The organism is Falsirhodobacter sp. 1013 (assembly GCF_051195255.1).
In the GTDB taxonomy this organism is placed as follows: domain Bacteria; phylum Pseudomonadota; class Alphaproteobacteria; order Rhodobacterales; family Rhodobacteraceae; genus Falsirhodobacter.
In genome coordinates this window covers 15,429-32,747 of record NZ_JBNJLK010000011.1, presented here as the reverse complement: position 1 = coordinate 32,747, position 17,319 = coordinate 15,429, and the positions used below count along the sequence as shown (strand labels likewise).

The 17,319-nt window shown below is 67.1% G+C and carries 17 protein-coding genes and 1 pseudogene; 8 read left to right on the top strand and 10 right to left on the bottom strand.

Translation table 11 applies throughout. The features are described from left to right. Positions 1–7 precede the first annotated feature (7 nt). From ACSHZY_RS14280 to ACSHZY_RS14270, 3 genes are all read right to left on the bottom strand, one after another. Entirely contained in the window at positions 8–862 is an 855-nt protein-coding gene (locus ACSHZY_RS14280; RefSeq protein WP_435170214.1) for a branched-chain amino acid ABC transporter permease, read from the bottom strand. Between the two features lie 78 nt (positions 863–940). After that, a complete protein-coding gene (locus ACSHZY_RS14275; RefSeq protein WP_435170212.1) occupies positions 941–2,116 on the bottom strand; it encodes an ABC transporter substrate-binding protein in 1,176 nt (391 codons plus the stop codon). A 54-nt stretch (positions 2,117–2,170) separates the two neighbouring features. Then, entirely contained in the window at positions 2,171–2,941 is a 771-nt protein-coding gene (locus ACSHZY_RS14270) for a GntR family transcriptional regulator (protein ID WP_435170210.1), read from the bottom strand. 222 nt (positions 2,942–3,163) lie between these two features. Between ACSHZY_RS14270 and ACSHZY_RS14265 the strand changes: the two genes are divergently transcribed. Both ACSHZY_RS14265 and ACSHZY_RS14260 read left to right on the top strand, forming a co-directional pair. Next, entirely contained in the window at positions 3,164–5,215 is a 2,052-nt protein-coding gene (locus ACSHZY_RS14265; protein WP_435170209.1) for a TonB-dependent siderophore receptor, read from the top strand. Then, positions 5,215–6,462, top strand: coding sequence for an MFS transporter (locus ACSHZY_RS14260; RefSeq protein ID WP_435170207.1), 1,248 nt, complete (start codon positions 5,215–5,217; stop codon positions 6,460–6,462). The genes ACSHZY_RS14265 and ACSHZY_RS14260 overlap by 1 nt, the downstream gene beginning before the upstream one ends. 8 nt (positions 6,463–6,470) lie before the next feature. Here ACSHZY_RS14260 and ftrA read toward each other — a convergent pair. Then, a pseudogene (gene ftrA, locus ACSHZY_RS14255) lies at positions 6,471–7,394 on the bottom strand (transcriptional regulator FtrA); the annotation flags it as partial. Between the two features lie 67 nt (positions 7,395–7,461). On the opposite strand from ftrA, the gene ACSHZY_RS14250 reads away from it, so the two are divergent. Next, on the top strand, positions 7,462–7,857 hold the full coding sequence (locus tag ACSHZY_RS14250) for a rhodanese-like domain-containing protein (RefSeq protein ID WP_435170205.1): 396 nt from the start codon (positions 7,462–7,464) through the stop codon (positions 7,855–7,857). A 27-nt stretch (positions 7,858–7,884) separates the two neighbouring features. Here the strand turns inward: ACSHZY_RS14250 and ACSHZY_RS14245 are convergent, their stop codons facing one another. Next, positions 7,885–9,174, bottom strand: coding sequence for a PQQ-dependent sugar dehydrogenase (locus ACSHZY_RS14245; protein WP_435170203.1), 1,290 nt, complete (start codon positions 9,172–9,174; stop codon positions 7,885–7,887). Between the two features lie 100 nt (positions 9,175–9,274). Beyond that, the gene (locus tag ACSHZY_RS14240; RefSeq protein WP_435170201.1) at positions 9,275–10,621 is read right to left on the bottom strand and encodes an NAD(P)/FAD-dependent oxidoreductase; all 1,347 of its coding nucleotides are present in this window, start codon (positions 10,619–10,621) and stop codon (positions 9,275–9,277) included. A gap of 330 nt (positions 10,622–10,951) precedes the next feature. Between ACSHZY_RS14240 and ACSHZY_RS14235 the strand changes: the two genes are divergently transcribed. Genes ACSHZY_RS14235 through ACSHZY_RS14220 form a run of 4 tightly spaced genes read left to right on the top strand, consistent with a single transcriptional unit; the run spans position 10,952 to position 14,074 of the window. Continuing rightward, entirely contained in the window at positions 10,952–11,722 is a 771-nt protein-coding gene (locus ACSHZY_RS14235; RefSeq protein ID WP_435170199.1) for an ABC transporter ATP-binding protein, read from the top strand. 25 nt (positions 11,723–11,747) lie between these two features. Then, positions 11,748–12,521, top strand: a complete 774-nt coding sequence (locus ACSHZY_RS14230) for a transporter substrate-binding domain-containing protein (RefSeq protein ID WP_435170197.1) — start codon at positions 11,748–11,750, stop codon at positions 12,519–12,521. Between the two features lie 34 nt (positions 12,522–12,555). Beyond that, a complete protein-coding gene (locus ACSHZY_RS14225) occupies positions 12,556–13,275 on the top strand; it encodes an ABC transporter permease (protein ID WP_435170195.1) in 720 nt (239 codons plus the stop codon). Next, complete coding sequence (locus ACSHZY_RS14220) at positions 13,259–14,074, top strand: ABC transporter permease (protein WP_435170193.1); 816 nt, start codon at positions 13,259–13,261, stop codon at positions 14,072–14,074. Before ACSHZY_RS14225 ends, ACSHZY_RS14220 begins: the two co-directional genes overlap by 17 nt. A gap of 15 nt (positions 14,075–14,089) precedes the next feature. Here ACSHZY_RS14220 and ACSHZY_RS14215 read toward each other — a convergent pair whose 3' ends face one another. The 3 genes from ACSHZY_RS14215 to ACSHZY_RS14205 all read right to left on the bottom strand — a co-directional run bounded on the left by ACSHZY_RS14215 (position 14,090) and on the right by ACSHZY_RS14205 (position 15,963). Then, positions 14,090–14,971 (bottom strand): homocysteine S-methyltransferase family protein, encoded by an 882-nt coding sequence (locus ACSHZY_RS14215; protein ID WP_435170191.1) that lies wholly within the window; start codon positions 14,969–14,971, stop codon positions 14,090–14,092. Positions 14,972–15,094: 123 nt separating this feature from the next. After that, positions 15,095–15,682 carry a PLP-dependent transferase gene (locus ACSHZY_RS14210; protein ID WP_435170189.1) on the bottom strand — a complete coding sequence of 196 codons (588 nt, stop codon included), beginning with the start codon at positions 15,680–15,682 and terminating at the stop codon, positions 15,095–15,097. After that, positions 15,679–15,963: a PLP-dependent transferase gene (locus ACSHZY_RS14205; RefSeq protein ID WP_435170302.1), complete on the bottom strand. Its 285-nt coding sequence runs from the start codon at positions 15,961–15,963 to the stop codon at positions 15,679–15,681. The genes ACSHZY_RS14210 and ACSHZY_RS14205 overlap by 4 nt, the downstream gene beginning before the upstream one ends. A 385-nt stretch (positions 15,964–16,348) precedes the next feature. On the opposite strand from ACSHZY_RS14205, the gene ACSHZY_RS14200 reads away from it, so the two are divergent. Next, positions 16,349–16,834 (top strand): hypothetical protein, encoded by a 486-nt coding sequence (locus ACSHZY_RS14200; protein WP_435170187.1) that lies wholly within the window; start codon positions 16,349–16,351, stop codon positions 16,832–16,834. Positions 16,835–17,109: 275 nt separating this feature from the next. Here the strand turns inward: ACSHZY_RS14200 and ACSHZY_RS14195 are convergent, their stop codons facing one another. Then, entirely contained in the window at positions 17,110–17,319 is a 210-nt protein-coding gene (locus tag ACSHZY_RS14195; RefSeq protein ID WP_435170186.1) for a winged helix-turn-helix transcriptional regulator, read from the bottom strand.

Genomic DNA, 17,319 nt, shown 5'->3' with positions numbered 1-17,319 from the left:
GCATCCTTTAGCGTGCGGGCGCGATCAGGCCCTGCGGGCGCAGGATCAGAAGGACGATCATCAGAAGGTAGATGAGGAAGGCCCCCATTCCGGGGAGGTAGTACTTGCCGGCCACGTCGGCGGTGCCGATGATCAGCGCGGCCAGGAAGGGACCGGTCAAGCTGGCGGTGCCGCCCACGGTTACCACAATCAGCACGTAGACGAGGATCTTCAGCGGGAAGGTCGGATCAAGGCCCATGATCTCGATCCCCAGGGCGCCGCCAAGGCCGGCAAGGCCTGATCCGGTGGCGAAGGTCAGCGCGAAGATGCGCCCGACATTGATGCCAAGGCCGCGCGCCGCGCGCTGGTCATCGACCGCCGCCCGCAGCCGTGCGCCGAAGCGGGTACCGGACAGGATCATCTGCAGCACGAAAACCAGTGCCGCGCAGACCACGATCAGAAAGGCCCGGTAGCGGCCGACGCCGACGCCCAGAACCTCGAACCGGCCCTGAAGCCACGGGGGCAGGGTGATCAGCATCTGGCTGGACCCCAGAAGCCAATCCGCCCCCGCGATGGCCATGAACACCAGCGCCAGCGAGAACAGCACCTGATCCAGATGGCTGCGACGGTACAGCCGTACGTAAAGCGTGCGTTCGGCCACCAACCCCACCAGCGCGGGGACAAGAAAGGCGAAGGGCAGCGTCAGAAGGAAAGGCACGCCCAGCCGGTTCATCGCCAGCGCGGTGACATAGCCGCCGATCATCGCAAACGCGCCGTGGGCCAGGTTCACGAAGTTCATCAGCCCCAGCGTCACCGCCAGCCCGAGGGCCATGACGAAGAGCAGCATTCCGTAAGCAATTCCGTCGATCAGGATGGTCAGCATCGGTTTGTTCCGGCATGAGAGGTCCGGCCCCGCGCCGAAGATCCGGCGCGAGCCATTGTCCTTTGCGCTGTTGCGGGATCACGACCCGGTCTTGCCCGGGTCCTTCACCGCCTCGAAGGTCTGGAACTCGATGTTCCAAAGCTCGCCGTCCCGACGCTCCACCCGCCGAAGGTAGACGTTCTGCACGATGTCGCGGGTGTCGGGATCAATGCTGACGGGGCCGCGGGGGCTTTCCCAGGACAGGCCCTTCATCGCCTCCATCATCGCGGCACCGCCTTCGCCGCCGGCCTTTTCCAGCGCGGCATAGATGAGGTGCATCCCGTCATAGCCGCCGACGGCCATGAAGTTCGGGCGCGTGCCGCCGGTCGCCTCCTGGAACGCCTTTACGAAGTCCATGTTCATGGCGCTGTCATGCGCGGCGGAGTAATGGAAGCCCGTGATCGCGGCCAGGGCCGGATCGCCCATCCCGTTCAGGATGTCGTCATCGGTGATCCCGCCATCCGCCAGCAGCTTGATCCCGGATTGATCCAGTCCGCGCTCCACATACTGCTTCATGAACTGCGCGCCGACGCCGGACGGCACGAAAACGAAGATCGCGTCAGGCTTCAGGTCGGCCACGCGTTGAAGGAAAGGCGAAAAGTCGGGGTTCTGCAGGGGAACGCGCAGGGTTTCGGCAACCTCGCCCCCGGCCGCGCCGAAGGTGCCCACGAAGGTCTTTTCCGCGTCGATCCCCGGCCCGTAATCGGACACCAGCGTGACGACCTTCCGCATCCCCTGACCCGCGGCCCATTCCGCGATCTTCGACGTCACCTGCGGCGTGGTGTAGCTGGTGCGGACGATGAAGGGCGATTGTTCCGTGATGGTGGATGTGGCGGCGGCCATCACCACCGTCGGCGTCTTGCCGCGGGTGGACAATGGCGCCGTCGCCATGGCCAGCGGGGTCAGGCCGAACCCGGCCAAGGCGCCCACCTTGTCGCGGACGATCATCTCCTGCGCCAGCCGCTTGGTGGTGTCGGCGATGCCGGCGTCGTCCTTCACGATCAGTTCGATCTTCCGGCCCGCCACCTCGTCCCCGTGCTGGGTCATGTAAAGCCGCGCGGCCGCGTCGATCTGCCGGCCGGTCGAGGCGAAGGGGCCGGTCATCGGCAGGATCAGCCCGATCCTGAAAGGATCCTCCTGCGCCATGGCCGGCATAACGCCCAAGGCGGTCGAGAGCGCCAGAACGGTGCCCAAAAGCATGTGTCGTCTTTTCATCGGGTCTCCTCCCCCGTAGATGGCGAACGGCAGCCTCCCCGCTGCCGCTGACGGTCAGGTCGTGCGCGCGTCCTCCTGCGGTTGCAGGATCAGGCTGGCCCCCCGGAAATTCTCCGGCAGGCGGTCAAGCCCAAGGGCGTGATCGAAATTGCGCTGCGAAAGGCGTGCATGTTCCCGCATGATCGCCTCGGCTCGCGCGCCCTGCCGCTGGGCGATGGCGTCCAGAACGGCACGGTGGTGTTCCTGCCCGATCAGCAGATGGTCCCGCGCCGCCCTGTTATGTTCATACATGCCCACAAGGGCGCTGGCCGACGCGAAGGGCCGGTTGTTCGCCCGCGCGATCTCCTGCCCCAGAAGGGCGCTTCCGGTGGCGGTGATCAGGCAATGATGAAACTGGGCGTTCAGTCGTTCGTATTCGGGCAGTTCGGACCGGTCGAAGTGGTCCGCCCGCAGCAGCGCGTCGATCTGGTCCGAGATCCGCACCAGATCCTTCAGGGCCTCCCGCTCGATCCCCCGCTCCGCCAGCCAGCGCGCCGCCAATCCTTCCAGCGCGCCGCGCAATTCGATGGTTTCGGCGATCTCGCTGGGAAGCAGGCGGCGGATGGCATAGCCGCCGGCCGGCATCGGCACCAGCAACCCTTCGTCCGTCAGCCGCTGGATGGCGGCCCGGATCGGGGTGCGGGACATGGACAGCATTTCGGCCAGTTGTGTTTCGGTCAGGCGGGTGTCCGCCGTCAGCCGGTTGCCCACGATCATGTCACGCAAGGTCATCGCCGCACGGGCGGTTTGCGTCTGGCTCGACCTTGTCGGGTTGTCATCCATCATGGAAACGCAGCCTCCCTTCCGATGAATGTATACACGAAATTCGATTCGCGGGAAATATTACGGTGCTTTGGACGCCATAAGGCGAAAATAAAGGGGAGGTTGTATACGACGGCGCCGGCTGGGAAGGGGGCATCGGCTCGGCCCCGAAGGCGCGCACGAAAATATCTTGACTATTTTCGTAAACATCTTCTTCCTCCGGTCCAAAATCGACGGGGGACAGACATGAAGAACATGATCAGCGTGACGGCCGTTCTAGCCGGGATCGGGATGCCTGCGGCGGCGGAAGTGACCGTCCTTGCCCCGATCATCGTGGAGTCGGAAAGCGATTCCACCCTTGTGCAGGATGGATATGTCGCGTCGGAGGGACGGCAGGCGACAAAGGTCGACACCCCCATCCTGAACATTCCGCAGGCGATCACGACTATCACGCAGGATCAGCTGGAGGATCAGAAGCCGCGGACGGTGAACGAGGCGCTGTCCTACACCGCCAGCGCGAACCCCAATAATTTCGGGCTGGACACGCGGTATGACGCGTTCTTCCTGCGGGGGTTTCCCACCTATTACACCGGCATCTATCGTGACGGGTTGCGCGTCTTCAACGCGCCGTCCGCGATCGTCAACAACGACCCCTATACCGTGGAGGGCATCGCGATCCTGAAGGGGCCGGCCTCCTCGCTTTACGGGGTCAGCGGCCCGGGAGGCCTTCTGAACTTCGTGTCCAAGCGCCCGAAGGAGGACACCTTCCGCGAGGTGGAACTACTGGGTGGCACGAACGACCGCAAGCAGCTGTCGTTCGACCTGACGGGCACGGCGAACGCCGATGCCACGCTGCTTTACCGCCTGACGGGGTTGATGCGGAACGGCGAAAGCGCCCTGCCGGGGTTCGAGGATGACAAGACGCTGATCGCGCCCGCGCTGACGTGGAAGATCGACGACCGCACCACGCTGACGGTTCTGGGGGAGTATTCGGACATTGACAGCGGCGCGACCTCGTTCTTCTTCAACGAAGGCGAGCGGCCGGACTTCGACGATTATTTCGCCGACCCCGACTACAACCACTACGGTCAGGAGCAATGGCGCCTGGGGTATGAGTTGGAGCATGAGCTGACCGACCGCGTCACCCTGCGCCAGAACCTGCGCTATGCCGAAGCCGATGCGGATCTGGCCTACAGCTACCTCATCTACTCCACCTGGGGCCACTACGTGGAAACGTCCCGCTTCTTCACCGTGGACAACCAGGCGCAGGTCAACTTCGACACGGGCGCCGTGGCGCACGAATTGCTGGTGGGGGTGGATTACGGCAAGGGCAGCTATGACACGTCCAGCGCCATCAGCGACACCTCGGCCGAGGATGCCTCGGAGTTGGCGCTGAGCAACGCCGGCAACCAGGACTTCGACCAGTGGGGCGTGTATCTCCACGACCAGATGAGCTTCGGGCGATGGACCGCCGTCGCCAGCGCCCGCCATGACTGGATCGACGCCACGACGCAGACCTCCTCCCTCGATACCTTCCGCAACAAGGACAAGGCGGCGTCGGGCCGCGTGGGCCTGTCCTACCGGTTCGACAACGGCGTGACGCCCTACGCCAACCTCTCGACCTCGTTCTCCCCGAATGTGGGCGTCGTTTATGCGGATGTGGCGGACGAAACGTCCGACAGCGTGGCCAAGCCGACCAAGGCGGTGCAAAGGGAGGTGGGGGTGAAATACCAGCTTCCCGGCACGAACAGCCTGCTGTCGGCCGCCATCTTCGACATCGACCAGAACGACGGAATTGTTCTGGACAGCTCGGCCGGGCCGAACCGCCAGCGGCAGCTCGACATGAACTCGCGCGGGGTGGAACTGGAGGCGTCGACCTCCTTCGACAACGGGCTGAGCCTGATCGCCTCCTACACCCATCTGCGCGTGAAGATCGAGGATGGCGTCGAAGGCACCGTCGGCAACGAACTGTCCGCGACACCGAACAACATCGCCTCGCTTTGGACGCACTACGCGCCGCAGGATGGTGCGCTGCAGGGGTTCGGCTTTGGGGCTGGCATGCGGTATGTGGGAACGAGCTACACCACGGACGCCAACACCAGCGGCAACGACAACCGCACCTTCGTCGATCTGGCGCTGTCCTATGACTTTGGGGCGACCAATCCCGCATGGCGCGGGGTCGAGGCGCAGGTGAACGTGCACAACGTCTTCGACCAGCAGAAGGCGATCTGCACGGGGGGCACGTGCTATCGGGACGAAGGCCGCAGCGCCACCGCGTCCATCCGGTACCGCTTCTGATGAAGGGTTTGCCACTGCTGGCCTCCATCGGCGGGCTTTATACGGCGCAGGCCATCATCGGCGGGCTGACCTGGGGCGGCCTGCCGGCGGTCCTGCGCGCGGAAGGCCTGCCCCTGGACCAGGTGGGGCTTCTGTCCCTGCTGATCCTGCCTTGGGCGGCCAAGTTCCTGTGGGCGCCGGCGGTGGAACGCTTCCGGCAAGGCGGCCACACCGCCACGCTGGTGGCGGCGGGCAATGTCATTGCCGCTGGCGGGCTGTTGCTGGCCGCGGTGACCGGCCCCGTGCCGCTGTGGCCGCTGCTGATCGTGCTGGGCGTGGTGGCCTTCACCACGGCCACGGTCGACATCGCCTGCGACGGTTACGCGGTGGAACGTCTGAGGCGGCACGAGGTCGGCTGGGGAAACGCCATGCAGGTGGGCGGGGCCTATGTCGGGTCGGCCCTCGGGATGGGGCTGCTTCTGGTGCTGGTGGATGGGTGGGGCTGGGGCATCGGCGTGGCCGCAATGGCCGCGCTTGTCGTGGTTCTGGGCTTGCCACTCGTGCTTCATTCGCGGCGTCTGGAACGGCAGACATTGCCGCCCGTGTCGTCGCCCAGCCTACGTGTTGCGCTGGCGCGGCCAGAGGTGCGCCGGGGCCTGATCCTTGCGGCCCTGTTCGTGGTCGCGCAGAAGACGGCGCTTGGCATGATCGGCCCGTTCCTGATCGACAACGGGTTCAGCCTGGCGTCGGTCGGGATGTTGGCCGGTGCGGGCAGCTTGGTGCTGGGCATTCTGGGCGCGGTTGTCGGGGGTGCGCTGGTGCGCCGCTTCGGAACCCGCCGCGTGCTGGGCGTGACGGTTCTTGCGCAGGCCCTTTCGCTGACCTTGCTGGCGGGGCATGCCGCCTATGACGGGCTGCCCGACAGGGTGCTGATCGGGGGCGCGTTGTTCAGCGGGTCCTTCGTCCTCTCCATCGGCTTCGTGGCGCTGTATGCCCGGTTCATGACGCTGGCCGATGCCGGACAGCCGGGCGTGGACTTCACGCTGTTCCAGTGCATGGACGCCACCGTCAGCATGCTGGCAGGAATGGCGGCCGGCCGGGTCGCGCAAACGTTCGGCTATGGCCCGTTCTTTCTGAGTGCGGCGGTGCTGGGGCTTCTCACGCTCCCCCTGATCGCGCGGACGGCGGACGGGGACGCGGCGGTTCCCGTGGGAAGGAACCGCAGGCGAAAGGCCGAGGGGGACAGCCCCGTCCGCTGGCGGAAGTGATGGCGCAGCGTGTGGCCCGAGCCGAACCCGATGGCCATCGCCACCGCCTCAATCCCCAGCCCGCCACCGCACAGAAGTGCCCTGGCCGCTTCCACGCGTTCCGCGATCAGCCAGTCGCCTGGGGTCGTGCCCGTTGCGTCCTGAAAGCGGCGAAGGAAGGTGCGGGGGCTCATCCGGCACGCGCCTGCCATACGTTCGACCGGCCAGTTCTGGTCCAGCGTTTCGCGCATCCGGTCCAGGAGCGGTGCGACCGCGCTGCCCCGATGCACCGGAACCGGCCGCTCCAGAAACTGGGCCTGTCCGCCCGTGCGATGCGCCGGAACGACCAGCCGCCGCGCGACCGAGTTTGCGGCCTCGGGGCCGAAATCCTGCTTCACGATCTCGATCAGCAGGTCGATGCCGGCGGCGCTTCCGGCCGAGGTGAAGACCCTGTCATGGCTGCGATACAAGGAGGCGGCATCCACCCGAACCTTCGGAAAGCGTTCCTGCAACGCCTCGGCATACCGCCAATGCGTGGCCGCCGTCGCACCGTCCAGCAGGCCGGTGGCGGCCAGAACGAACGCGCCCGAGCAGATCGACACCAGCCGCGCCCCCCGCGCATGTGCGGCGCGAAGCCGGTCCGTCAGCGCCTCAGGCACCTCGGCCTCCGCGCCCTTCCACCCCGGCACCACGATGATGTCCGCCTCGTCCAGCAGGTCCGGCCCGCGGTCGGGCGTCAGGGTGAAGCCGCCATGCGCGCGCAGCGGTCCCGGCTCGACGGCGCAACTGGCGAAACGGTACCAGTCCGGTCCCATCTCGGGGCGATGCAGGCCGAACACTTCGGCGACGATCCCGAACTCGAACGTGCAAAGACCGTCATAGAGGAGGGCGGTGACGAGGGGCTTCCTCGTGTCGGCGGCAAGGTTTGGCGTGATATCTACGGAGGTTGTCATTCCTGCCAATTGCCATGAAATTCACTCTCCGGCCATATCCTTCGAAGCAATTGTGAAAGATACGCCCATGCCCTCTGCCGTGACCGCCATTCCCGCCGCCCCGAGTGAGGAGGCCCAAACGCACTTCGCCGCTGGCTTTGCCTTCGAGACGGACTGCTGGGACGTGCACGACGCCCTGTCCAAGGGGCCGGATTTCGTTCTTCTGGATGTCCGCGGCCCGTCGCTTTATGCCGCGGGGCATGTTCCGGGCGCGGTCCTTCTGCCGCATGGCAAGATCACGCGGTCGAAGATGAACGCCTGGCCCGAAGGGACCCTGTTCGTCACCTATTGCGCCGGACCCCATTGCAACGGCGCTGCCCGCGGTGCGCTGCGGCTGGCCGAACTGGGACTTCCCGTGAAGATCATGGCGGGCGGCATCACCGGTTGGATCGATGAAGGGTTCGCCCTGGCCACCGGAGAATGATCCCCCCGGCAGCCAGATCTGCGGGACCTACGCCGCCGTGACGCGCCAGATCACGTCGCCCACATCATCGGCGACCAGCAGCGAGGCCTTGTCCGGCCCGATGGCGACGCCGACGGGCCGCCCGAACGAGGTCTTCTCATCCTCGGACAGGAAGCCCCACAGGATGTCGCGCGGCGGGCCGGCGGGCTTGCCGTTCCGGAACGGCACGAAGATCACCCGATACCCGCTGAGGGTGGAACGGTTCCACGACCCGTGCTGCCCGATGACCATGCCGTCCGGGAAGCCGGGAAGCGTGCCCTCCGGCATCCAGCACAGGCCAAGGGACGCCGTGTGGCCCCCCAGGGCGTAATCCGGCGTGATCGCGCGCGCCACAAGCGCCGCGTCCTGTTCGACCCGATCGTCCACTGTCTGGCCCCAGTAGCAATACGGCCAGCCGTAGAAACCCCCGTCCTGCACCGAGGTGAGGTAATCCGGCGGCGTTTCATCCCCCAGCCCGTCCCGCTCGTTCACGACGGTCCACAGCCTCTGCGTTTCCGGCTCCCATGCCATGCCGACGGCGTTGCGCAGGCCCGAGGCGAAGATGCGGGCGTTTTCCGTGGTCAGATCCAGTTCCCAGATGGCGGCGCGGCCTTCCTCGGCCTGCATCCCGTCATCCCCGATGTTGCTGAGGGACCCGACGCCCGCATAGATCTTCGTCCGGTCCGGCGACAGGATCAGGCTGCGCGTCCAGTGGCCGCCGGGCTTGAAGTCCACCAGCTTGCGGCCGGGGCCAGTCAGGCGGGTGTCTCCCTCGGCATAGGGGAAGGACAGGATGCCGTCGGTGTTTCCGACATAGAAGGTGGCGTCCACCAGCGCCATGCCGAAGGGCTGGTTTTGCCTTTCCAGGAACACGGTGCGGGTTTCGGCCACGCCGTCACCGTCGCTGTCGCGCCACAGGGTGATGCGGTTGGCGCTGGTGCCGATCGCCTTGGCCCGCCGCATCGTGGCATGGGCCGCGCGGTCCATCAGCGTCTTGGGGGGCGAGCCTTCCTGCTTGGCTTCCGACACGAGGACGTCGCCGTTGGGAAGCACCTCGATCCAGCGCGGATGGTCGAGGTCCGAGGCGAAGGCGTTGACCTTCAGGCCCGGCGCCGCGCTCGGGACATGGCCGGCCTCCCACCCCTTGGCGGTCGGCATCTTCAGGGTCATGATCCCCTGCTTCCGTGCCTCGGGAATGGTGGGGGCGGCCCCGACCGCCTGCGTCTTCGGTGCCCCGAAACGACGCATCGCCACCATCGTGCCACCCACGATCGCGGTGGCCTTTGCCATGAAGTTCATTTCCTGCCCTGCCCCTGATGTTATGGCAGAACCTTATCGCGCCTTTGCGCGCCGTCAAACCTCGATGCGAGGCCTTGGCAGGCTGGCACCGATTCACATGTCAAAGCGCGGGTCCCGGCCTGATCCGGCTTCCGTCGCTGAACCGCGAGAAGCGGAAGCGGGACATGTCGTGCCCGGCCGCGCCGCCTGTCACGATGTCCGCAAGGATCCGGCCAAAGCCCGGGCCGATGCCGAAGCCGTGCGCCGACAGGCCCGTTCCGATGGTCAGGCCCGGCAAGGCGGGGCAGCGATCCACGATCGGGACCACGTCCGGCATCACGTCGATCATCCCGGCCCAGGCGGCCTTCAGCCGCACCTCCCCCGCGCCGGGGAAGAGCGCGGCGAAGTCGCTCCGCATCTTTTCGGCGATGCGGCGGTTGGGGGCGGGGTTCAGGACGCGCATCTTCTCGAACGGCGACACCTCGTCGGCCGAAAAGCGGCGGGGCGTGGTCCAGGCGTCGGGATACCCCTTGGGCGAGGCGAGGCGGATCTTCGTGCCCGTCGGATCCTCGCGCAGCGCGGGAAGGTAGCGGGTCAGGTTCCGGAACACGTCGCGGCCGAGGAAGACTTCGTGGAAGCCGGCGGGGCCAAGGGTGTAGCCGCCATCCTGCCGCCGCCGGAAGGCGATCCGTTCATCGATGGCGCAGCCCGCATGCAGGTCCGGAACGGCTTCGGTCGCAGCCACGGTGCCCCGCACGGTCAGCTGCGGGATGTGGATGCCGGCCTGCCGCAGCAAAAGCGCGGTCCAGGCGCCGCCCGTCACCACCACCTCCGGCGCGCGCAGCCGGCCCCGTTCGGTCACCACACCGGCAACGCGGCCCGCTTGCACGTCGAGGCCGCGCACGGCGCAACCCTCCACGATGACGACACCTTCGCGCGCCGCCATCCGGGCCAGCGCCGGAACGGCCACCCAAGGCTCCGCCCGCATGTCCGACGATGTGTGCAGCGCCCCCACGGGCCGCCGCGACATGCCGGGGATCAGAACATCCGTCGCTTCGGCCGTCAGCAGGCGCGTGTCCACCCCGTGGGCCGCGGCGTGCGGTAGCCAGTCGGCATAGGTCTTCATCTCCGCCTCGGTGCGGGCGATGTAGGTCGTGCCGCCGGTTGTCAGGCCGATCTCCTCGCCGCATTCGCGTGCCAGCTGGCGCCACAGGGCGTTCGCCTCGATCGCGACGGGAAGCTCGGCCGGGTCGCGGCCCTGCTGCCGGATCCAGCCCCAGTTGCGCGAGGACTGCTCGCCCGCGACACGGCCCTTTTCCAGAAGGGTGACGTTCAGGCCGCGCCGCCGCAGGAACAGCGCCGCCGTGACGCCCAGAACGCCCGCGCCGACGATGACCACGTCGCAGCTTTCCGGCTGGACCCCCGCATGCGCGACCGCGTCGGTGGCGGCGATGGGAAACGGCATCATGCGGCACCGCCTTGGCCCGCCATGGGGCAGCAGGACTGGAACACGAGGAGGGATGTCATGGCAGCGGTTCCTTTCAGGTGGGGCGGTGCGGCAGGGTTCGGGAATGGAAAACGTCGTACGGGGCCTTCCGCCCTGCCTGTCCGGCTTGCAGTGCCCGAAGCTGCGGTGATAACCAGCACCACCGGACGCCCGGCGACGCGGCCGAAACATTGAACATTCCCATTCCCTCCCGGGGGTGCGACCGCCCTTTCCGCTGCCGGATATACCGTCCCGCGGCCAGAGAGAAGCTGGAAGACGCCGGATCCGGGGGATGGGACCCGAGGAGCAGAGATGAGCGACGTGCCAGCCGTTCAGGTGGAGAACCTGCACAAGCAGTTCGGCGGGGTCGAGGTGCTGAAGGGCGTGTCCCTTGCAGCCCGACCGGGCGATGTCGTCGCGATCATCGGGGGGTCGGGGTCCGGCAAGTCCACGCTTTTGCGCTGCATCAACCTGCTGGAACGGCCAAGCGCCGGCCGCATCAGCATCCGCGGAGAAGCCTACAACCTGCGCCGCGGGCGCGACGGGGATCTGGAGGCAGCGGACCGCCGGCAGGTGCAGCGGATCCGCGCCCATCTGGGCATGGTGTTCCAGTCCTTCAACCTTTGGCCCCACCGCACCGTCCTTGGCAACGTGATGGAAGCGCCGGTCCACGTCCTTGGCGTCCCGCGGGCCGAGGCGGAGGCCCGCGCGCGGGAGGTGCTGATCCGCGTGGGCCTTGGCGCAAAGCTGGACGCCTGGCCGTCGCAGCTTTCGGGAGGGCAGCAGCAGCGGGCGGCCATCGCCCGCGTTCTGGCCGTGGACCCGGCCGCCATGCTGTTCGACGAACCGACCTCCGCCCTCGATCCCGAGCTGGTGGGAGAGGTTCTGGCCGTCATCCGCGAACTGGCGCGGGAAAAGCGGACCATGATCCTCGTCACGCACGAGATGAAGTTCGCCCGCGACGTGGCCAGCCACGTCATCTTCCTTCGCCAAGGACGGATCGAGGAGGAGGGACCGCCGGAGCGGGTGTTCGGCGACCCGAAATCCGTGCATCTTCAACAGTTCATCCGCGCCGTCGGCTGACGCCCGCATCAACACAGGAATGGTCATGATCCGAACACTCGCACTTTCCCTTGCCGCCTTCACGGTCCTTGCCGCGCCGGTGATGGCCCAAACCTACAAGGTCGGCGTCTCGGCGGAACCCTATCCCCCCTTCTACGCCCCCGACGCCTCGGGCACGTGGAGCGGGTGGGAGATCGACTTCATCGGCGCGCTGTGCGAGCGCATCGGCGCGGAGTGCGAGGTCGTGCCCGTCGCGTGGGAAGGGATCATCCCCGCGCTGAACACCGGCAAGATCGACATGATCATCGGCTCCATGGGGATCACACCGGAGCGGGCGGAACAGATCGCGTTTTCGGACAAGTATTACGACGCGCCGACCGGGGTTGTCGCGCTGAGGACCTCGGACGTGCAGCCTACGCCGGAAGGGGTGGAAGGGGCCTATCTCGGCACGCAGTCCGGATCGGTGCAGGAAAACTATGTCGCGCAGTTCTTTGCCGACAGCGCGGGTGACGTGCGCATCTACCAGACGCTGGACGAGGAGCTTCAGGATCTGGTGGCCGGCCGCATCGACGCGGTGGTGGGCGACACGCTGGCCATGCAGCCCTTCCTGGAAACCGAGGTCGGCAAGGCCTGCTGCGAATACCGCGGCGAGGTCGAGGGCGACGCCGAGACGCTGGGCAGCGGTGTGGGCGTCGGCCTGCGCAAGGACGACACGGAACTGCTGGCAAAGGTGAACAAGGCCATCGCCGACATCCGCGCCGACGGCACCTTTGACGCGCTGGCCAAGCCCTATTTCAACTTCGACATCTACGGCAAATGAAGGCTTTCCGGGGCAGGGCGACAGGGCGGGCACGATGATCTTCGGTGTCGATTTCAGCCTGCTCGCACTCGATGCCCCGGGATGGGGCGGCGCGCTTCTGGCGGGGTTCCTGCGGTCGGTGGAACTGGCGGTGGGCGGCTATGCCGTCGGCATCCTGATCGGGATCGTGGGCGCCATGGCCAAACTGCATGGCGGGCGCGTCACCCGCGATCTGGCCGAGATCTACACCCTTGTCATCCGGGGGGTGCCGGAGCTGGTGCTGATGCTGCTGTTCTATTACGTGGGCACGGATCTGGCCAACCGGGCGGCGCAGTCGCTGGGTTTTGCGGGGTTCGACATCGGCGGGCTGACCGCCGGGATCCTGGTGATCGGGCTGGTTCAGGGTGGCTACGCGACCGAGGTGATCCGCGGCGCGATCCGCGCCGTGCCCGTGGGCCAGATCGAGGCGGCGCAGGCCTTCGGCATGTCGCCCGCCAAGATCCTGACCCGCGTGACCCTTCCGGCCATGACGCCCCATGCCATTCCCGGAATGGCGAACCTGTGGATGATCGCCACGAAGGACACCGCCCTTCTGGCCGTCATCGGCTTTTCGGAACTGACGCTTGTCACCCGGCAGGCGGCGTCGGCGACGCGGGAATATTTCCTGTTCTTTCTTGCGGCGGGCGCGCTTTACCTTGGGCTGACGCTGGTTTCGAACATCGGCCTTCGGCGCTTTGAAAAAAGCGCGCGCCGCGGCCTTGACCCGACAGGCTGACGCGATGGCCGACCTGAGCCCTGCGCCCCGCTGGCGCGCCCTTGTTCTGCCGCACCGGATCGCGATGGCCCTGATCGCGCTTGCAGGCCTGCTCGCCATCATCCGCCTGATGGATTGGAGCTGGCTTCCCACCTATCTGCCGCGCCTTTGGGCCGGCTTGGGCACCACGCTGGCGATGCTGGTTGCCAGCGTCGTCCTCGGCTTTGTCTTCGCGCTGCCCTTGGGGCTGGCGCAGGTGACGGGGCCGCGGCCGCTGCGCTGGTTCGCGTCCGGCCTGTGCACCGTGGTGCGGGGCACGCCGCTTTTATTGCAGATGTGGCTGTTCTATTACGGGCTCGGCTCGCTCTTCGCTCAATTTCCCGAATTGCGCGGCACCTGGATCTGGCCCTACCTGCGCGAGGCGTGGCCCTATGGCCTGGTCGCCCTGACCCTGTCCTTCGCGGCCTATGAGGGGGAGGTGATGCGCGGCGCGTTCCTTGGCGTCCCGAAGGGGGAGCTGGAGGCCGGCCGTGCCTTCGGCATGTCGGGCGCCACGGTGTTCCGGCGCATCTGGCTGCCCCGCGCCGTCCACCGCGCCCTCCCGACCCTGGCGGGGGAGATCATCCTGCAACTGAAATCGACACCGCTGGTTGCCACGATCACCGTGACGGATCTGTTCGCGGTCGTCACCCGTGTGCGGCAGACGACCTTCTTGACCTACGAACCGCTGCTTTTGCTTGTCGCGATCTACCTGATCCTCAGCGGGGGGCTGACAGTCGTGCTGCGCTGGTTGGAAAACCGCCTGCCCGCCGGACGGTGACCCCCCGCCGGCGTGTCACTTGTTCAGGCTGTGGGCCATGGCGTGGATATGCTCCGTCCCGATCCCGCAGCAGCCGCCCAGGATCGTCGCCCCGTTCGCGGCCCAGCTTGCCGCCACGTTGCAATAGGCGCGGGTGGTCAGGTCCGCACGGATGTCGCTGACCACCTCGTTCGCGTCCCCGTCCTCATCCTGGGAGATGAAGGCATTTGCATAGACGCCCAGCGGGAAACCTTCCCCCAGCACGGACCGCGCCGCGTCCAGCGCGCCCTGCATCACCTCGGGCATGGAGCAGTTGAAGAGCATGGCCGCCGCGCCCACCCGCGCCACCAGCCGCGCCGCCTCCTCCACCGTCTGGCCGGAGCGGAGGCAGGGCTGGTCCGTCGCCTCATCCCCGTCGCGCAGGGTGAAGGACAGCCAGAGCGGTTTGTCCGTGCCCTTCACGGCCGTCGCGGCGGCCTCGGCCTCTTCCAGGCTGCTTTGGGTTTCGGCCAGCCACAGGTCGACATGCGGCGCAAGGCCCTTCACCAGCGGCGCGAACAGGGCCGGCGCTTCGGCCGCGCGGAACAGGTCCGGCCGATAGGACCCGAAGACCGGGGGAAGGGAGCCTGCCACCCGCACGCCTTCGCCCGCATCCGCGGCCTCGCGGGCGAGGCGTCCGGCCAGATCGGCCAGCCGCTCGGCGCTGCTGTCGAACCGCTCCTGTCCGATGTGATAGGGGACAAGGGCGTAGCTGTTCGTGGTGATGACCTTTGCCCCCGCCTCGACGAAGCGGGCATGGGCGGCGCGGACGGTGTCCGGCGCCTCCATCAGGGCCAGTGCGGACCATTCGGGTTGGCGGAAGGGGGCGCCGCTGCGCTCCAGCTCCCGGCCCATGCCGCCGTCCAGAATCGTGATCATGTCCGTGTCTCCCCAAGGGCTTCGGACGTCGTTGTCGCGCCAATGGCGGCGGCTTGCAAGGCGCCGCGCAGATCGTCCGAGAGGTCCTCCGCCGCCTCCAGCCCGATGGACAGGCGGACAAGGTCATCGAGGCAGCGTGGGCCCTTCGGTCGCGGGCCGACGCTCGATCAGGCTTTCCGTCGATCCGAGGGAGGTGGCGCGGCGGAAGATCCGCACAGCCTCCACCACCGCATCGGCGGGCGCTGCCGTTCCCATTAGGAAGGACAGCATCGGGCCGAAGCCATTGGAATACTGGGCCGTGGCCGCGGCGTGCTGGGGGTGATCGGGTCGTCCGGGGTAATGCACGGTCATCCCCTGACCTGCCAGCCAGTCCGCAAGGTGCGCGGCGGTGGCCGAGGCCCGTTCCATCCGCAGCGCGAAGGTGCGCAACCCGCGCAGCAGCAGCCACTCGCGGGCGGGCGTCAGGATCGTTCCGGCGTCCGTGCGTTGCTGGGCCAGTTCTTCGCGCAGCCGGGGATCGGCAAGGGCCGGCAATTCGTCCAGAACGTCACCATGCCCCTTCAGAAACTTCGGGGCCGATTGCAGCACCCGATCCGCCCCCAGTTCCAGCGGGCGGACGTGATAGGGGTGGCCGCCGTCGCGTCGACGACCATCTGCGCACCCGCATCCCGCGTCAGTGCAGACAACCGCCGCAGGTCCGGCACCTGTCACGCGGGATTGCCTGTACATTCCGCCCCGATCATCGCGGTGCGGCCGGGAACCAACGCCTCGGCAACCGCAGCCTCATCCATCAGGTCCACGAGTCGGAGGGACAGACCCGGTGCAGCGACGGAACGGGACAGGATGGACCGAAAATCCAAGTGACTGTCCGCCTCCACCAGGATCTCTCCGCCACTTCCGGGCAGGGAAAGCGCCGTCTGCGCCGCGGATGCCCCCGAGGAAAACGCAAGCGCCGTCGCCCCGCTGTCCAATTGCGCGGGAATCGTTTCCAGCAGCGTCTTCCCCCGGACCGGAGCGGGCGTACCCCGAGGACGTCCCGCCGGGCTGCTCCGAGTGCGTCACCCCCATGCGAAGGGCGGAACCGCCCGCCCGATCCGTCGGACACGGCTTCCAGTCCGGCGAGCAGGGTGGCGGTCTTAATGGTGTTCGCCCTGAAGATTGCGAACGGTCGCTCACCAGGGGTTATCCGGCAACCGACGCCAGATGTCACCTTCCGCCGACGCCAGACAGATGTCGCCGAGCGCATGCCTTTTGGCGCCGGGTGCCCCCCCAGACCGTCAGATATTTCCGGGCCGGCCGCTCCGTGCAGGGCGACGCAACAATCATGGTGTTGCATGAAGGCTGGCGCGAGTGCCTGGCCCCGGTGTGGAGGACGTGATGACCTCGACGAATGATGCCCCCGAACGCGACAACCCTGAACGGCAGGAACCACCCCTCGACCAGATCTGCTGGTTCCTCAGGGATCTGGTCCGGCTTGCGAATGATGGTCTTGGACTGGCCGTAACTCTTTATGTGGAAGGATCGGTGATCACCGGCGTTCTGATGTCGGGCACGGATTACTTCGCGTATTTCTCTGAACAATATGCCGCCGCTTCCACGGAAGACGACGATCTGTCGGACCTGCTTCGCAAGGCGATGGACTGTTACAAGACGGTCTACGCGGATGCCAAGGGGCCGGACCTCGACTGGCCGCCTCAATACATTCACCTCAAGTCCGCATGCTACATCAGCAGCCGCGGGCCGATGCCCGTCGGGCGTGACCTTGTCTGGCGCGGCCGCCTGTCGTCCGTCGGCGGATACAGCCTTGGCCTGATGCCGGTCGCCCGCCGCGAAGAGGATGTGCGGCCGGGCTGGCGCAGGTAAGCCGTGCCTCGGACCGTTTTCATCACGAGATACCGGGGGACACCTCGCGCCAGTGGTGGGCGGCTCGTACCCCTCGAGCGAACCAGGCTTTTCAGCTCCTCGGCCAGGGCGCCGCGGCGCAGGCCACGACGCGTGGGGTCGGGATCGGCACCGCCGCCATCAGCCGTTGGTGTATGGGTGCCGAGGATTGCGGACGACCTCTTCGCGCGCCGATCTCCACGATCTCTCCCAGATACATCACGGCGACGCGGCTGGCACCCTGCCCGCGTCTTGACCTAAAGTGAGACCGGAGCATCCGCCTTCGCCGCAGGCCCCGCATGCTCCTCCGGGAAACGACGTGCGGCCAGCAAAACCGGCATCAACGCGCGGCCGGTATCCTCAGGGCGGTATTCGACCCGAGGGGGCTGCTCCTTGAAGTCGGCCCGGAAGATCAGTTGGTCCTGTTCCAGATCCCGCAGGTGCTGCGTCAGCATCTTCTGGGACAC

What these genes read in the sequence shown, in the direction of transcription:
- ACSHZY_RS14280 (WP_435170214.1), bottom strand. Translation starts at nt 862, where the DNA reads ATGCTGACCATCCTGATCGACGGAATTGCTTACGGAATGCTGCTCTTC.
- ACSHZY_RS14275 (WP_435170212.1), bottom strand. Translation starts at nt 2,116, where the DNA reads ATGAAAAGACGACACATGCTTTTGGGCACCGTTCTGGCGCTCTCGACC.
- ACSHZY_RS14270 (WP_435170210.1), bottom strand. Translation starts at nt 2,941, where the DNA reads ATGATGGATGACAACCCGACAAGGTCGAGCCAGACGCAAACCGCCCGT.
- ACSHZY_RS14265 (WP_435170209.1), top strand. Translation starts at nt 3,164, where the DNA reads ATGAAGAACATGATCAGCGTGACGGCCGTTCTAGCCGGGATCGGGATG.
- ACSHZY_RS14260 (WP_435170207.1), top strand. Translation starts at nt 5,215, where the DNA reads ATGAAGGGTTTGCCACTGCTGGCCTCCATCGGCGGGCTTTATACGGCG.
- ACSHZY_RS14250 (WP_435170205.1), top strand. Translation starts at nt 7,462, where the DNA reads ATGCCCTCTGCCGTGACCGCCATTCCCGCCGCCCCGAGTGAGGAGGCC.
- ACSHZY_RS14245 (WP_435170203.1), bottom strand. Translation starts at nt 9,174, where the DNA reads ATGAACTTCATGGCAAAGGCCACCGCGATCGTGGGTGGCACGATGGTG.
- ACSHZY_RS14240 (WP_435170201.1), bottom strand. Translation starts at nt 10,621, where the DNA reads ATGATGCCGTTTCCCATCGCCGCCACCGACGCGGTCGCGCATGCGGGG.
- ACSHZY_RS14235 (WP_435170199.1), top strand. Translation starts at nt 10,952, where the DNA reads ATGAGCGACGTGCCAGCCGTTCAGGTGGAGAACCTGCACAAGCAGTTC.
- ACSHZY_RS14230 (WP_435170197.1), top strand. Translation starts at nt 11,748, where the DNA reads ATGATCCGAACACTCGCACTTTCCCTTGCCGCCTTCACGGTCCTTGCC.
- ACSHZY_RS14225 (WP_435170195.1), top strand. Translation starts at nt 12,556, where the DNA reads ATGATCTTCGGTGTCGATTTCAGCCTGCTCGCACTCGATGCCCCGGGA.
- ACSHZY_RS14215 (WP_435170191.1), bottom strand. Translation starts at nt 14,971, where the DNA reads ATGATCACGATTCTGGACGGCGGCATGGGCCGGGAGCTGGAGCGCAGC.
- ACSHZY_RS14200 (WP_435170187.1), top strand. Translation starts at nt 16,349, where the DNA reads ATGACCTCGACGAATGATGCCCCCGAACGCGACAACCCTGAACGGCAG.